Source organism: Mesorhizobium sp. WSM4871, assembly GCF_055811295.1.
In genome coordinates this window covers 100,427-114,308 of sequence record NZ_JBVVPU010000015.1, presented here as the reverse complement: position 1 = coordinate 114,308, position 13,882 = coordinate 100,427, and the positions used below count along the sequence as shown (strand labels likewise).

The following is a 13,882-nucleotide window of genomic DNA, read 5'->3' as shown; positions in this document are numbered from 1 at the left end:
ATCGTAGAGGGGACGACCTCCATGCAGCTGATCGAATTCCTGGCGCCGTATTTCGCCTTTGTGTCCGACCCGACCGCATGGGTTGCGCTGCTGACGCTGGTGGTGCTGGAGGTCGTGCTCGGCATCGACAATCTGATCTTCATCTCGATCCTCACCAACAAATTGCCGGAGGCACAAAGAGCCCGCGCCCGCCGGCTCGGCATTTCCGCCGCGCTGATCATGCGCCTGGTGCTGCTGGCCACCATCTCGATCATCGTCCAATTGACCACGCCGGTGTTCACCGCCTTCGGCCATGGCTTCTCCTGGCGCGACCTGATCCTGATCGCCGGCGGATTGTTCCTTGTCTGGAAGGCGACCAAGGAAATCCACCACACGGTCGATCCGGACGATCACAAGGATTCGATGATGGGCGAGACGCTGCAGATTTCGCTCGCCGGCGCCATCTTCCAGATCCTGCTGCTCGATCTCGTTTTCTCGATCGATTCGATCATCACCGCGGTTGGCATGACCGATGAGATCGCCATCATGTACATCGCCGTGATCGTGGCGGTCACCGTGATGATGCTGGCGGCAGGGCCGCTCGCCGATTTCATCGCCAAGAACCCGAGCATCGTCATGCTGGCGCTGGGCTTCCTTTTGATGATCGGCATGACGCTGATCGCCGACGGCATGGGCTACCACGTACCGAAGGGCTACATCTATGCGGCCATGGGGTTCTCGGCGCTGGTCGAGGGGCTCAACATGCTGTCGCGGCGGCGGAAGAAATCCGGCGGCGGGCATTGATGTTTGCATCACCTCGTCATCCTAGGGTCTACGCGCGTCGCTTCGCTCCTTGCTCCGCCCTAGGATGACGAGTGTAGGCCCTTCGGGTGGCGGTCGCCGATCAGGCCAAGCGTCAGGCCTTGCTCCAGCCATGCCTTGGCTCCGGCGAGCACGAGCGTGAAGCCGCCGGTCGAGCCGATGGCCTCCTTCACCTGCTCGTCGCCATTGCCGGCAAAGCCGAAATTGCGGACCTCGATAAAGGTGGCACTCCCAGGCATTTCGGTAAAGGTCCAGACCACGGTGGTCGGCGGCTCGCTCCACTGCATGACGATCTTCTTGTCCTTGACGATCTCGCTGACATCGACCGTCGCCGAGACGTCGTACATACGCCATTCCCAGCGGATCTGCCTGCCGCTGTCCAGCCGGCCGCTGCCGTGCGTGAACCAGAATTTCGTGGTGATGGCCGGATCGACGATGGCTTCGAACACTTCTGCGACCGGCCGGCGGATCAGCATGCCGGCTTCGGCTGTCGGGTTTTCGCGGATCTCCATGGGATGCTCCTTTCAGGCTTTGGCGCTCACCAAGCGTCGGGCTCGCGCACCATGTGGATGATATTGGCCGGATTGCTGATCCAGCCGCCGCGGAAGCCCTCGCCCAAAGGCTCGATGGCGTCGCAACGCACGACGCGAGCCCTGGAGAAATGATCGGCGGCGGCCGCAAAATCGTCGGTGAACAGCTCCAGCCAGACCTCGGCCTGGCTCAGCATAGGCGCTTCATCGATCCACAGGCGGTTGGGACCAAGCTCGAAGCCGATTGCCGGCGCCTTGGCGGTGAACGGCTTCAGGCCGACGACATCGCGGTAGAAGGCGATCGTGTCCTGGTATTGGTGCGGGGGCACTTTCATGGCGATGTTGATACCGCCGGTGATCTTCGCGTTCATTGCTGGCTCCGTTGTTGGCTCAGTTGTTGTGGTCGGCCCGGCGCTGACCTCGCTATGCCAGATTGATCTGCCAGGAGACCCCGAACCTGTCGTTCAGCCATGCGAAACGGCGGCTGAAACCATAATTATCGGGCGGCATCAGGAACGCGCCATCCTTTGCCAGCGTCTCGACAATGCGGTTCAGTTCCTCCTCGGAAGAACAATCCACATAGAGCGAGACCGACGGTGTGAACGTGAAGGCATGGTGGACGGGGCTGTTGAAGACCATCACGTCCAGGCCGCCGCCAATGGACAAGCGCGCCAGCTTGACCGTTCCTTCCGGTCCGTCTTCGCCGGGGCTGTAGCGTGTGACTTCAAGGATGCTGCTGTCGGGAATGGTCTCGCAATAGAGAGCCATTGCCTCCTCGGCCCTGCCCTCGAACATCAGGAATGGCGTTACTTTTCTCATCGCGGATCTCCCTTACGGTCGCTCAAATATTGGTCTCGTTGGCCGGCTCGCCCTTCATCTCGCTGCGATAGTAGCCGTCGCGCAAATTGATGCCGTGTTCGACATAGGCCTTCATGCAGGCCAGCATCTGCGACCAGCCTTCGCAATTGAGGTAGGATTTCTTCAGGCCGACAGCGTCCTCGCGCCAGCCGGTCTCGGCGATGGTGACGAAGGTGCCGCCGTCGTCCAGCGGCTCGAAATTCATCTCGATGCGCGTCTTGTAGGCCGGCTTGCTGCCGGCATCGGTGGCGTCCCAGCGCAGCACGATGCGGCGATCTTTCTCCACCTCGTCGACCTCGACCGGGACCTTGCCCCACCAGAGGACGCCGGCACCCGCCACCAGCGGCGCGCTGGCGCCGCCGATGGTGGTGAAATAGCCGCTGAGCTTCCTGGGATTGACGACGGCGTCGAAGACTTCGGCAACCGGCTTGCCGATGCGTCCGGAAACCCTGAATCCAAGAGACATATCCACAGCTCCTTCCTTGATTGGCTCAAGGATATGTTATATAAACATAACATGTCAAGCCGATCGCAAGACGACAATGTTTTCAAGGCGCTGGCGCATCCGCGCCGGCGTGAATTGCTGGACGAACTGAGGGATGAGCCGAAGACCACCGGCATGCTCTGCGCGGCCTTTGCCGACATGGACCGCTGCACCGTCATGCTGCATCTGAAGGTGCTGGAAGAGGCCGAGCTGATCGTGGCAAAGCGCGAGGGGCGCGAGCGCTGGAACCATCTCAACGCGCTGCCGATCAAGCAGATCCACGACCGCTGGATCAGCCAATATGCCGGCCACGCGATCAGCATCATCGACCGGCTGAGGTCCGATCTCGAGGGGTGAGCGGTTGCGGCAGGCCTGTCGTGTGGGTGTCACGCATCAGGCCGACGGCGCGGCTGGACGAATTGAGCCGATTTATCTATAAGCCGGCCATTCCGACAGAGAGCGCCGTGCGTCCATACGGACCATCAGGGACGTTCTGAATTTGAATTCGAGCATTTTTTGCGAAAACGCCGGGTGAATCCACCTGGTTGCAGATGCTCTAGCCGAAGACGACAGGGGTGCCATGGCTGGCCATTCGCAGTTCAAGAACATCATGCACCGCAAGGGCCGCCAGGATGCGGTGCGGTCGAAAATGTTTTCCAAGCTGGCGCGCGAAATCACCGTCGCGGCCAAGGCGGGCACGCCCGATCCCTCGATGAACCCGCGCCTGCGCCTTGCCGTGCAGAACGCCAAGGCGGTGTCGATGCCGAAGGACAATATCCAGCGCGCCATCAACAAGGCCTCGATGGGTGATGCCGAGAATTACGAAGCCGTGCGCTACGAGGGCTATGGGCCGGGCGGCGTGGCGCTGATCGTCGAAGCGCTGACCGACAACCGCAACCGCTCGGCCTCCAATGTGCGCGCCGCCTTCACCAAGGCCGGCGGGGCGATGGGCGAAACCGGCTCGGTGTCGTTTATGTGGGACCGCGTCGGCGAGATCTACTATCCGGCCTCGGCGGGCAGCGCCGAGAAGGTGATGGATGCCGCGATCGAGGCCGGCGCCGACGACGTCCAGTCGGACGAGGAAGGCCACACCATCTATTGCGCCTTCGAAAATCTCGGCGAAGTGTCGAAGGCGCTCGAAGGCGCGCTCGGCGAGGCGGAGTCGGTCAAGCCGATCTGGCGGCCGCAGAACAACATTCCGGTCGACGAAGAGCGGGCGCAGTCGCTGATGAAGCTGGTCGCCACGCTCGAGGACGATGACGACGTGCAGAGCGTCTACGCCAATTTCGAGGTCGACGACGAGACCATGGCCAAGCTCAGCGCGGCATGAGCGGAGCCCTGCCTGAGATATGAGCGGAGCTCAATCTGACATGAGCGGACTGACATGACGGAAAAGCCGCCGCTGCCCATCATCCGCATCACCTATTGCACACAGTGCCTGTGGCTGCTGCGTGCCGGCTGGATGGCGCAGGAGTTGCTCTCTACTTTCGGCCCGGATCTCGGCGAGGTGGCGCTGGTGCCCGGCACCGGCGGCATCTTCACCATTTCCTGCAACGACACACTCATCTGGGACCGCAAACGCGACGGCGGCTTTCCCGATGCGGCGGGGCTCAAGCAACTGGTCCGCGATGTGATCGATCCGGACCGCGATCTCGGCCATGCCGACCGTAAGACGAAGAGCTGAGCTCTACGCGCAACGCGAAAAGATCACTTTCCACGCCGCCGTCCGAAAAGCGCACCAATACCGGCACCGATGGCAATGCCCATGCCGATGCCGACCGGCATATCGTCCATTGCAACACCAAAGGCGGCCCCGAGACCGACCCCGATCGCCATGCTGACGGCCATGTTCGAATATTGATCCTTCAAGGTTCTTCTCCGCACGATGCTGTAAATGCCTCCAGGCGGGCCGGGCGCAGCGGCCCGAGACATTTCAACGTGCGGCGAACCAGAAGGATGCCAGCGCGGCGATAGCGGTAATGGTGCGGACGTGGTTCCACATCACCCAGTCCCTGAGATAGGTGGTCCAGACAGTGGCGCCGCTGGCGCTGGCCGGATCGACGGCGGCGAGCGCATTGTTGAGCGGCACGTTGAAGACCATGGTCACGACCAGGTTGCCGACGAGGTAGATCAGGGCGCCGGCGAGCAGCCAGAACGAACCCGGCTGGCTCCAGCCGATGACGGCGCCGACGGCAAGAACGAGGCAGACCAGCCCGGTGCCGAAAAGCGCGGTCATGAACATCGGCGTCACCGCAGTGACGTTGATCGAATTCATGGCGGCGATGCCGCCCGCGGCAGGCATGCGGGCGAGGCCCGGCATGACGAAGCTGGAAAAGGCGAAGAAAACGCCAGCGACGATGCCCGAGCCGAGCGCGGCGATGAAGGTGAGGGTGGGAAGCAGTCTCATGATCATGTCAGTTGCTCCAGACGCCAGAAGCGGCGGTTTCGGTTGCATAGGCGGAAAAGTCTTTTGGCGCGCGGCCGAGCACGCGCTGGACGCCATCGGTCAGCGACTCGTTGCGACCGTCGAGCACCTCAGTGAACAGCTCGTTGATGAGCCAGACGAACTCGGCCGGCAACTGCTGGGTTGCCACCGCGGCGGTGAACTCGGCATGCGAAATCCTGATGTAGCGGATGTTGCGCCCGGCCGCCCTGCCGATCTCGGCGACCGCATCGGCGAAGCTCATGAGCCGCGGTCCGGTCAGCTCGTAGAGCTGGCCGACATGGCCCGGCTGGGTGAGCACGACAAAAGCCGCCTCGGCGATATCGTCGGCATCGACGAATGGCTCGCCGACATTGCCGACCGGCAACGCCACCTCGCCTTCGAGCAAGGACTCGACAAGGAAGCCTTCGCTGAAGTTCTGGGAAAACCAGGCGCAGCGCAGGATCGTCCAGTCGGCGCCTGAGGCCTTCAGCATCTCTTCGGCGCGCTGTGCTTCCGTTTCGCCGCGCCCCGACAACAGCACCAGCCGGATGACACCGCGTTCCACTGCAAGTTCGGCGAAGGCGCCGACCGCTTCGGCCGCGCCCGGCACCGCCAGATCGGGATAGTAGCTGATGTAGACGGCGCCGACGCCATCGAGCGCCGGTGCCCAACTCGTCTTGTCCTGCCAGTCGAAGGCCGGCGCGGCCGAGCGCGAGCCGATGCGCACCGGCAGGCCTTGCGCGGTCAATCGTTCCGCCAGCCGGCGGCCGGTCTTGCCGGTGCCGCCGAGGATCAAGGTCGGTTTGCTTGCGTCATTCATGGTGATTGTCCTCCGTTTGAAATATGAGTAATCCTCACATTTGCAAAACGTGATAAACCCTCGTATTTTTCAAGTCAAGCCGATTTGTTGAGTCCGGGAGACGTTCATGGAAGGCAGAGCTGGTTCGCAGGATGGACAGATCGCCTCGCCGCGCCGGGCGCCCAGCCAGCAGCGCAGCCGCGAGCGGGTCGAGCGCATGCTGGCCGCCGCATCGGCGCTGATCGCCGAGCAAGGCAGCGACGCCATGCGCATGGGCGAGGTAGCGGAACGGGCTGGGGTGTCGATCGGCTCGCTCTACCAGTTTTTTCCCGACAAGCGGGCGATCGTCTGGGCATTGGCCGAGCGTTACACCGCCGAAAGCCAGGCCTGCATTTCAGCCGCGCTGGCGGATGTCAGTGATGCCGAGGGCCTGGGCCAAGCATTTTCGGAGCTGGTCGATATCTATTACCGGCTGTTCCTGGCGGAGCCTGTCATGCGCGACATCTGGTCGGGCACGCAGGCCGACAAGGCGCTGCGCGAGCTCGAACTCGCCGACAGCCGGGCCAATGCCGAATTTCTCACCGCGGTGCTGAAGCGGCTGCGGCCCGCCGCCGATCCGGCGGCGCTGGAAACGACGGCGTTTCTGGTCTGGCAGATGGGAGAGGCGGCGATGCGCTTAGCAATCTCGGTCGGGCGAGAGGAAGGCGACAGGCTAGTCGCCGCCTACAAGCGTATGGCGCTGCGGGAGTTGCTTGATCAGTAGGCAGCCGATGTCCGCAATGCTGGTTGCTACTCGGCGGGCAGCAACAAAAAAACCGCCTCAAGGGCGGGTTTTTGATCTGCGACAAAGCCAAGGGAGCTTTAGAGGCCGAAACCTTCGAAACGCTTCTTGAACTTCGACAGGCGGCCGCCGCGGTCGAGCAGGGTCTGCTGGCCGCCGGTCCAGGCCGGATGGGTGGTCGGGTCGATGTCGAGGTTCATCGTATCGCCTTCCTTGCCCCAGGTCGAACGGGTCATGTATTCGGTGCCGTCGGTCATGACGACCTTGATGGCGTGGTAATCGGGATGGATATCGGTCTTCATGGTTCTGTTCCTGAGCTCTGGCTTGCCGGCGCTGTGACGGGCCTATGGCCTGCGTCGATGCGCCCCTTTTTAAAACTCGAAGCCGCAGCTATTGAGGAGCCGCAGCTTCTAAAACGGTCGGCGAGCCTATACATCAGCCGGAATTGAATCACAAGGCCGCGGTAAGCGCATATTGAGGCGCATGGCAAAAGGCGGCCAGAGGAAACGGTCATGGCGGACATCAGCGGCGATGCAGACGAGCGCCGGCGCTCGCTGAGGCCGCTGCGGCGCCTGTTCCCCTACATCACCCGTTACCGGAAAATGGTTATTGGCGCGGTCGTCTCGCTGACCGTCGCGGCGGCGACGACGCTGGCGCTGCCGCTGGCCGTGCGGCGGATGATCGACCACGGCTTTTCCGCTTCCGATTCCAGTTTCATCGCCGAGTATTTCGCCATGCTGGTGGTGATGGCTGGCTTGCTCGCCGCTGCGTCGGCGAGCCGCTACTATTTCGTCATCACGCTGGGCGAGCGCGTCGTCGCCGATATCCGCAGCGATGTGTTCGCCCATGTCACGACGCTGTCGCCGTCCTTCTTCGACACCGCGCAGTCGGGCGAGATCGTGTCGCGGCTTGCCGCCGACACGACACAGGTGAAATCGGCCGTCGGCGCCACCGCCTCGGTGGCGCTGCGCAACGTCATCCTGGGTCTCGGCGCAGTGGCGATGATGGTCGTCACCAGTCCGAAACTGTCCGGTCTCGTCATCGCCGCCATCCCGGTGATCGTGCTGCCGCTGGTCGCCTTCGGCCGATCGGTCAGGCGCAAATCGCGGCAGGCGCAGGACACGCTGGCCGACGCGACCGCCTATGCCAGCGAGCAGATCGGCGCGGTGCGCACGTTGCAGGCCTTCACCAACGAGAAGCTGGTGACAGGGCATTTTTCATCCGCCGTGGAAGCCGCCTTCGAAGCGGCGCGTTCCTCGATCTTTGCCCGCTCCTTCCTCACCTTCTTTGCCATCTTCATGATCTTTTCCTCGGTGGTGGCGGTGCTGTGGTTCGGCTCGCGCGATGTGCTCACCGGCACGCTGTCGCCGGGCACGCTCGGCCAGTTCCTGCTCTATTCGGTGTTCGCCGCCGGCGCGCTCGGTGCGCTATCGGAAGTCTGGGGCGAGCTTGCGCAGGCGGCGGGTGCTGCCGAACGGCTGACCGAGATCCTGGCCGAGACGCCCGCCATCCAGCCGCCCGCCAATCCGAAGCCGCTGCCGGCGACAGCCAGGGGCGCGATCCGTTTCGACGACGTGTCCTTCTCCTATCCCGCCCGGCCAGACCGCGCCGCCGTCCATGGCCTGAGTTTCGAGGTGAAGCCCGGCGAAAAGGTGGCGATCGTCGGCCCGTCGGGCGCCGGCAAGAGCACCGTCTTTTCGCTGATCCTGCGCTTCTACGATCCTGAAACCGGCAGGATCCTGATCGACGGTGTCGATGCACGCGAAGCCGACCCCGCCGCGATCCGCGAACGCATCGCCATCGTGCCGCAGGACGTCACCATCTTCGCGGCAAGCGCGCGCGACAATATCGGCTTTGGCCGGCCAGGGGCCAGCGACACCGAAATCGAGACGGCGGCCAAGGATGCGCTTGCCGACGAGTTCATCCTGAAACTCGAGAAGGGCTATGACAGCCAGGTCGGCGAACGCGGCGTGACGCTGTCCGGCGGCCAGCGCCAGCGCGTGGCGATCGCGCGCGCCATCCTGCGCGACGCGCCGATCCTGCTGCTCGACGAGGCGACCTCGGCGCTCGATGCCGAAAGCGAGACGCTGGTGCAGACGGCGCTGGAAAGGCTGATGCAGGGCCGCACCACCATCGTCATTGCCCACCGGCTGGCGACGGTGCTGAAGGCCGACCGCATCCTGGTCATGGAAAACGGCCGCATCGTCGAGGAAGGCACGCATCGGAGCCTCGTCGCCAAGGGCGGCATCTATGCGCGGCTGGCCAAATTGCAGTTCGAAACCGGGGCGAGTGCCTTCAGGGGCGCGGCGGAGTAGCCAGGGATCGCCTCATGCGGTTCCGTAGCGCTTCTTCAGATGCTCGGTGAAATACGCCGCGTTGAGCTTCTCGCCGGTGGCGCGTTCCATCAGCTCCGGCGTCGACCAGCGCGAGCCCTGCAACCAGATTCTTTCGCGGCGCCAATCGTTGATCGCGGCGAAGTCGCCCTTGGCCAGATCTTCGTCGGCCGATGGATGGCCCCTGGTGAGCGCCGCCCATTGCTGCGCCGCCATCATGGCGCCCAGCGTGTAGGAGGGGAAATAGCCGAAGGCCGCACCCGGCCAGTGCACGTCCTGCATCGGGCCGTCAGCGGGGTTGTCGATGGTCGAGAGACCAAGGTATTCGCGCATCTTGGCGTCCCAGGCCTCGGGCAGGTCCGCCGCCTCCAGTCGTCCTGAGACCAGCTCCTGCTCCAGTTCGTAGCGCAGGATGACGTGCAGCGGGTAGGTCACCTCATCGGCATCAACGCGGATCAGGCCGCGCTCGACCCGGTGCACATGCGGCAGGATGTCGTCGATCGACCACGCCTCGCCGAGATGCCTTTCGACCACCGGCAGCGCCCAGCGCCAGAATTGCGGGTTGCGGCCGAGCTGCTTTTCGACGAACAGGCTCTGGCTTTCATGCACGGCCATGCCGCGCGCCTTGCCGAGCGGCCAGTGCGACCATGCCTTGGGCAGGTTCTGCTCGTAAAGCGCGTGGCCGGTCTCGTGCAGCACGCCCATCAGCGCCGACAGGAAGTCGGTCGTCTTGTAGCGGGTGGTGATACGAACGTCGCTGGGCACGCCGCCGCAGAATGGATGATGCGACACCGACAGCGAGCCGTGGGTCAGGTCGAAGCCGACGGCCGCCATCATGGCAAGGCCCAGCTCGCGCTGCCTGTCGATCGCGTAGCTGCCCGAAAGCGGCTTCAGCGGACGCCTTGCCAAGCGCGCCTCCTGCACGGCCAACGCCTCCGGGACGAATGTCTTGAGAAAAGCCTTCAGCTCGGCAAAGACCGGCGTGATGTCGGCGGCGCGGTTGCCGGGGTCGTACTGCTCCATCAGCGCGTCATAGGGATCGAGACCGAGCACGTCGGCGCGCAGGGCGGCTTCTTCGCGCACCAGGGCCACGACGCCTTCGAGCGCCGGCAGGAAGCCGGCCCAGTCGTTCTTGGCGCGCAGGTCGCGCCAGAGCTGCTCGGAGCGCATGCGCGCGGCGGTCTGGCGCTCGACGAATTCGACGGGCAGGCAGGTCAGGTTGGTGTACTGCCGCCGGAACTCCTTGAGCGCCGCCTGCTGTTCCTCATTCAGCGCTTCCTGTTCGGCCGCCGCGATCCAGTCGGCGATCTCCGGCGCGGTGGCCTGCCGGTGATGCATGCCGGCAAGGGCCGACATCGCCTCGGCGCGCTTTTCGCCGCCGCCGACGGCCATATGCGTCGCCTCGTCGGCGCCGAGGATGGCAAGCGCATGTTCCAGCGCTTCGAGCTTGTGGCCGAGGTCGTCGAGTTCTTGAAAGGACATAGCGGGTTCCGGTGAATTTGAACGGTGGCGAAAAGATACCAATGCGCCGAGGTTGGCAACCCTCAGGCGGTGCACTGCCACGGGTGTTCCGACCTCGATCCGTCACGCCAAGCGCAACACAGCTTGCGGAGGCGGCGGTGTGCGTGATCAATGGCGTTGGCGGCGCGCAAGACCGCGAGGGGAGACGAAACATGATCGCCAATGTGCTGGTCGGGCTGGTGGCCCTGATCCACCTCTACATCGTCTATCTGGAGATGGTGCTGTGGGATACGCCACGCGGCCACAAAGCGTTCAGCCTGACGCCGGAATTCGCCAGCGCGTCGAAGGTGCTTGCCGCGAACCAGGGACTGTACAACGGCTTTCTGGCCGCCGGACTGATCTGGGGGCTTTATCTCGGCGAGGCCGGTTTTCAGATCAAAATGTTCTTCCTGCTTTGCGTCGCTATTGCCGGCCTCTACGGCGCGGCGACGGTCGGCCGGAAAATCCTGTTCATACAGACCGTGCCGGCCGTGCTGGCTCTGGTCGCGCTCGTGCTTGGCTGGTGACGGCAGCGGGCTGGTGACAAGACAGGTTGTTGGAAAATGGGCCGGCGATCGAAAAAGGGACGCCAGCGAAGCGCGGAAACCCCAAGGTGCCGGGCAGTCCTTCCTCTGGATGGTTTCAGCCACTTGGGCCGTAGCCGTTTGGATAATATCCGCCATCGCCGCCGTTGCCCATTAGGAAGGCGCTGCCAGTGTCAACCCGGAGCTTCTGGCTCACATCATCGAGCTGGCGCAGCAATTCGTGATAGCGCGTAGCCGGCATCGTTCCATCTCGCGCGGCCCTCTGGGCGGCTCGATCGAGTCGAGCGACCTGCCTGCGCAAGTCACGCGCCTCGTCCGGCTTGATCTTGTTCGCCTGCATTGCGGCCCGGATACCCGTATCCACGCTCTGTATCTGGTCGATCAAAGCCGTCTCGCGCGGGCCGTAGACGGAGATCGACGCGGCGTAGGCGCCTGCAAACGGAACAGCGACCAAAAGTGCGGCGAGCTTTACAGTCCTGAAAGTTCTGGAAGAACGCATGGTTGCGTCTCCTTTTACTAGGGGAGGCGGCGGTTGGGACGCTTCCGGCCGTGGGCCGTCCGTTCCGTCGCGTCGCGATGGGCAGTTCCACCGCCGGCGGTTCTCGGCCCGTGACACAGCCTAGGGGCGGTTCTCGGCAAGGTGAAATTAAAAAAAGATAATGTTTTCAGGCCTTGTCGAGCCGACATCTGCGCCCTAGCGTTGAGGCGGCGAACAAATTCGCGTAATGCGGAATCACCGTTCGGTGAGCTTCAGTTCAATGCGGCGGTTCTTGTTGCGCGCCTCTTCGGTGTCGGCGGGATCGAGCGGCTGGAATTCGCCGAAGCCGGCCGCGACCAGCCGATTGGCCGGCACGCCGTTCTCGATCAGGAACTTCACCACCGAGGTCGAGCGCGCCGTCGACAGTTCCCAATTGTCGCGGTAGCGGCCGGTGCCCGACAGCGGAACGTTGTCGGTATGGCCGTCGACGCGCAGCACCCAGCTGATCTCCGGCGGGATCTCCTTCTGCAATTCGATGATGGCGTCGGCGAGCTTCTTCATCTCGACCTTGCCGGCGTCATTGATCACCTCGGAGCCAGGCGGGAACAGCACTTCCGACTGGAAGACGAAGCGGTCGCCGACGATGCGGATGTTTTCGCGGTCGGCGAGGATTTCGCGCAAGCGCCCGAAGAAGTCGGAGCGGTAGCGGTTCAGCTCCTGCACGCGTTGCGCCAGCGCGACATTCAGGCGGCGGCCGAGATCGGCGATCTTGGTGTTGGACTCGCGGTCGCGCGTTTCGGACACGTTGAGCGCGTCTTCCAGTGCCGCGATCTGCTTGCGCAGCGCTGCGATCTGCTGGTTGAGGATCTCGACCTGGCTCAGCGCCTGCTGGCTGATCTGGCGCTGGCCTTCGAGTTCGCCTGAAAGTGCCGTGGCGCGCTGGTTGGCCGCGTCGCCGGCGCCGGCGCCTTGCGCCAGCAATTGTTCGAGCCGGCTCTTTTCCGCCTCCGAAGCTGACAGCGACGCCTGCAGATTGGCGAGCGAATCTTCCTTGTCCTGCGTCGTCGAGCGCTCCAGCGCCAGAAGCTGGGTCAGTTCGTTGATCTGCGAGTTGAGGCGGTTGAGGACCGTGTCCTTGCCCGAAATTTCGCGGCCGAGCAGAAACTGCGCCAGCACGAAGACCGTCAGCAGGAACATGATCGCCAGCAGCAGCGTCGACAGCGCATCGACGAAGCCCGGCCAATAGTCGATGCGGCGATCGCTGCGCCGCGTCCGCGCCAGGGCCACGTCAGTGGACTCCCGGCTTCTTCAGGGCATCGGCGATCTTCTCCAGCGTGTTGCGCATCGCCTTCTGCTCGTCGGACTGGGCCTCGACCCAGTCGCGCATGATCTGCTGCTCGGAGCGCATGTTCTTGACCAGGCCGGAAATGCCGTCGGCAAGGTTGGCCATGGCGGTGGCAACGCGCGGATTGGGGCCGCTGCCATTTTCCTGGAGGCTGCGCAGCTTCTCGGACAGGACGCGGATCTCGTCGGAGGATTCAGCCTTGGTCGGGTCGGAAACGACGATATCCGACGACAGGTCGGTGACCGAGGACAGCCAGTTCTCGAGCTCGGTGTAGAAGCGCGTCTGGGCGCGGCCGGCTTGCAGGTCGAGGAAGCCGAGCACCAGGGAGCCGGACAGGCCGAACAGCGAGGACGAGAAGGCGGTGCCCATGCCGGCCAGCGGCGCGGAAAGCCCTTGCTTCAGGGAGTCCAGCACAGCGGCGGCGTCACCGGTGCCGGGATCGAGCGACTCGATGGTTTCGCGGATCGAGCCGATCGTGTTGAGCAGGCCCCAGAAGGTGCCGAGCAGCCCAAGGAACACCAGCAGCCCGACGAGGTAGCGCGAGGTGTCGCGGCTTTCGTCGAGGCGGGTGGCGATCGAATCCAGCATGGTGCGCATCGAACTGGTCGAAAAGGCCATCGAAGACGAGCGGCTAAGCATGGCCTTCATCGGCGCCAGCAGCACCGGTTCGGTGGTTTCGGAGCCGGCACGGAAGGAGTTGACCCAGCGCACTTCGCGAAACAGCCGCCCGACCTGCACGAAGGCCAGCAGGATACCGACCACAAGCACGCCGACGATCAGGCCATTGAGGCCGGGATTGGTGGCGAAAGCGGTCGAAATCTGACGGGTCAGGATGGCGGCGATGAAGGCGACGATCACCAGGAAGATGAGCATGGTGAGCAGAAAGACCTGCGGGCTCGACAATTTGTGGGGGTCATAGACCAGGACGTCGGAGCGCCTGCCTATGCCGAGGGATCTGAGAAAAGCCATCCGTGCCCCGTTTTCCGATGCCGCCGCCGATCAC

19 protein-coding genes are annotated in these 13,882 nt (G+C 63.7%); 7 read left to right on the top strand and 12 right to left on the bottom strand.

What is annotated here, in order from left to right:
• Nucleotides 1–21: 21 nt before the first annotated feature.
• Nucleotides 22–783, top strand: a complete 762-nt coding sequence (locus AC0L2H_RS27250; protein WP_473593127.1) for a TerC family protein — start codon at nucleotides 22–24, stop codon at nucleotides 781–783.
• 59 nt (nucleotides 784–842) lie between these two features.
• Here AC0L2H_RS27250 and AC0L2H_RS27245 read toward each other — a convergent pair whose 3' ends face one another.
• From AC0L2H_RS27245 to AC0L2H_RS27230, 4 genes are read right to left on the bottom strand one after another with little or no spacing between them, the layout of a single operon-like run.
• Nucleotides 843–1,313, bottom strand: a complete 471-nt coding sequence (locus tag AC0L2H_RS27245; RefSeq protein WP_473593126.1) for an SRPBCC family protein — start codon at nucleotides 1,311–1,313, stop codon at nucleotides 843–845.
• A gap of 26 nt (nucleotides 1,314–1,339) precedes the next feature.
• A complete protein-coding gene (locus AC0L2H_RS27240) occupies nucleotides 1,340–1,702 on the bottom strand; it encodes a hypothetical protein (RefSeq protein WP_473593125.1) in 363 nt (120 codons plus the stop codon).
• A gap of 52 nt (nucleotides 1,703–1,754) precedes the next feature.
• The gene (locus AC0L2H_RS27235) at nucleotides 1,755–2,150 is read right to left on the bottom strand and encodes a VOC family protein (RefSeq protein WP_473593124.1); all 396 of its coding nucleotides are present in this window, start codon (nucleotides 2,148–2,150) and stop codon (nucleotides 1,755–1,757) included.
• 22 nt (nucleotides 2,151–2,172) lie between these two features.
• Nucleotides 2,173–2,655, bottom strand: coding sequence for an SRPBCC domain-containing protein (locus tag AC0L2H_RS27230; protein WP_473593123.1), 483 nt, complete (start codon nucleotides 2,653–2,655; stop codon nucleotides 2,173–2,175).
• Between the two features lie 51 nt (nucleotides 2,656–2,706).
• Here AC0L2H_RS27230 and AC0L2H_RS27225 point away from each other — a divergent pair, with 51 nt between their 5' ends.
• From AC0L2H_RS27225 to AC0L2H_RS27215, 3 genes are all read left to right on the top strand, one after another.
• Complete coding sequence (locus AC0L2H_RS27225; protein WP_097573541.1) at nucleotides 2,707–3,030, top strand: ArsR/SmtB family transcription factor; 324 nt, start codon at nucleotides 2,707–2,709, stop codon at nucleotides 3,028–3,030.
• 223 nt (nucleotides 3,031–3,253) lie between these two features.
• Nucleotides 3,254–4,003 carry a YebC/PmpR family DNA-binding transcriptional regulator gene (locus AC0L2H_RS27220; RefSeq protein ID WP_097573539.1) on the top strand — a complete coding sequence of 250 codons (750 nt, stop codon included), beginning with the start codon at nucleotides 3,254–3,256 and terminating at the stop codon, nucleotides 4,001–4,003.
• Nucleotides 4,004–4,057: 54 nt separating this feature from the next.
• Nucleotides 4,058–4,357 carry an Rdx family protein gene (locus tag AC0L2H_RS27215; protein WP_473593122.1) on the top strand — a complete coding sequence of 100 codons (300 nt, stop codon included), beginning with the start codon at nucleotides 4,058–4,060 and terminating at the stop codon, nucleotides 4,355–4,357.
• A gap of 23 nt (nucleotides 4,358–4,380) precedes the next feature.
• Here the strand turns inward: AC0L2H_RS27215 and AC0L2H_RS27210 are convergent, their stop codons facing one another.
• From AC0L2H_RS27210 to AC0L2H_RS27200, 3 genes are all read right to left on the bottom strand, one after another.
• The gene (locus AC0L2H_RS27210) at nucleotides 4,381–4,542 is read right to left on the bottom strand and encodes a glycine zipper domain-containing protein (protein WP_473593121.1); all 162 of its coding nucleotides are present in this window, start codon (nucleotides 4,540–4,542) and stop codon (nucleotides 4,381–4,383) included.
• 64 nt (nucleotides 4,543–4,606) lie between these two features.
• Nucleotides 4,607–5,086 (bottom strand): anthrone oxygenase family protein, encoded by a 480-nt coding sequence (locus AC0L2H_RS27205; protein ID WP_473593120.1) that lies wholly within the window; start codon nucleotides 5,084–5,086, stop codon nucleotides 4,607–4,609.
• Nucleotide 5,087: 1 nt separating this feature from the next.
• Complete coding sequence (locus tag AC0L2H_RS27200; protein ID WP_473593119.1) at nucleotides 5,088–5,918, bottom strand: NAD(P)H-binding protein; 831 nt, start codon at nucleotides 5,916–5,918, stop codon at nucleotides 5,088–5,090.
• Between the two features lie 106 nt (nucleotides 5,919–6,024).
• On the opposite strand from AC0L2H_RS27200, the gene AC0L2H_RS27195 reads away from it, so the two are divergent.
• Nucleotides 6,025–6,660, top strand: a complete 636-nt coding sequence (locus tag AC0L2H_RS27195; protein ID WP_473593118.1) for a TetR/AcrR family transcriptional regulator — start codon at nucleotides 6,025–6,027, stop codon at nucleotides 6,658–6,660.
• 98 nt (nucleotides 6,661–6,758) lie between these two features.
• Here AC0L2H_RS27195 and rpmE read toward each other — a convergent pair whose 3' ends face one another.
• Entirely contained in the window at nucleotides 6,759–6,980 is a 222-nt protein-coding gene (rpmE, locus tag AC0L2H_RS27190; RefSeq protein WP_077380693.1) for a 50S ribosomal protein L31, read from the bottom strand.
• 210 nt (nucleotides 6,981–7,190) lie between these two features.
• Here rpmE and AC0L2H_RS27185 point away from each other — a divergent pair, with 210 nt between their 5' ends.
• Nucleotides 7,191–8,993, top strand: a complete 1,803-nt coding sequence (locus AC0L2H_RS27185) for an ABC transporter transmembrane domain-containing protein (RefSeq protein ID WP_473593117.1) — start codon at nucleotides 7,191–7,193, stop codon at nucleotides 8,991–8,993.
• A gap of 12 nt (nucleotides 8,994–9,005) precedes the next feature.
• Here the strand turns inward: AC0L2H_RS27185 and AC0L2H_RS27180 are convergent, their stop codons facing one another.
• Nucleotides 9,006–10,493, bottom strand: coding sequence for a carboxypeptidase M32 (locus AC0L2H_RS27180; RefSeq protein ID WP_473593116.1), 1,488 nt, complete (start codon nucleotides 10,491–10,493; stop codon nucleotides 9,006–9,008).
• A gap of 191 nt (nucleotides 10,494–10,684) precedes the next feature.
• On the opposite strand from AC0L2H_RS27180, the gene AC0L2H_RS27175 reads away from it, so the two are divergent.
• Entirely contained in the window at nucleotides 10,685–11,038 is a 354-nt protein-coding gene (locus AC0L2H_RS27175) for a DUF1304 domain-containing protein (RefSeq protein ID WP_473593173.1), read from the top strand.
• A 115-nt stretch (nucleotides 11,039–11,153) separates the two neighbouring features.
• Here the strand turns inward: AC0L2H_RS27175 and AC0L2H_RS27170 are convergent, their stop codons facing one another.
• The 3 genes from AC0L2H_RS27170 to AC0L2H_RS27160 form a co-directional block, all read right to left on the bottom strand.
• The gene (locus AC0L2H_RS27170; RefSeq protein WP_473593115.1) at nucleotides 11,154–11,555 is read right to left on the bottom strand and encodes a hypothetical protein; all 402 of its coding nucleotides are present in this window, start codon (nucleotides 11,553–11,555) and stop codon (nucleotides 11,154–11,156) included.
• Nucleotides 11,556–11,789: 234 nt separating this feature from the next.
• Entirely contained in the window at nucleotides 11,790–12,821 is a 1,032-nt protein-coding gene (locus AC0L2H_RS27165; protein ID WP_473593114.1) for a peptidoglycan -binding protein, read from the bottom strand.
• 1 nt (nucleotide 12,822) lies between these two features.
• The gene (locus AC0L2H_RS27160) at nucleotides 12,823–13,848 is read right to left on the bottom strand and encodes a MotA/TolQ/ExbB proton channel family protein (protein WP_473593113.1); all 1,026 of its coding nucleotides are present in this window, start codon (nucleotides 13,846–13,848) and stop codon (nucleotides 12,823–12,825) included.
• Between the last annotated feature and the right edge of the window lie 34 nt (nucleotides 13,849–13,882).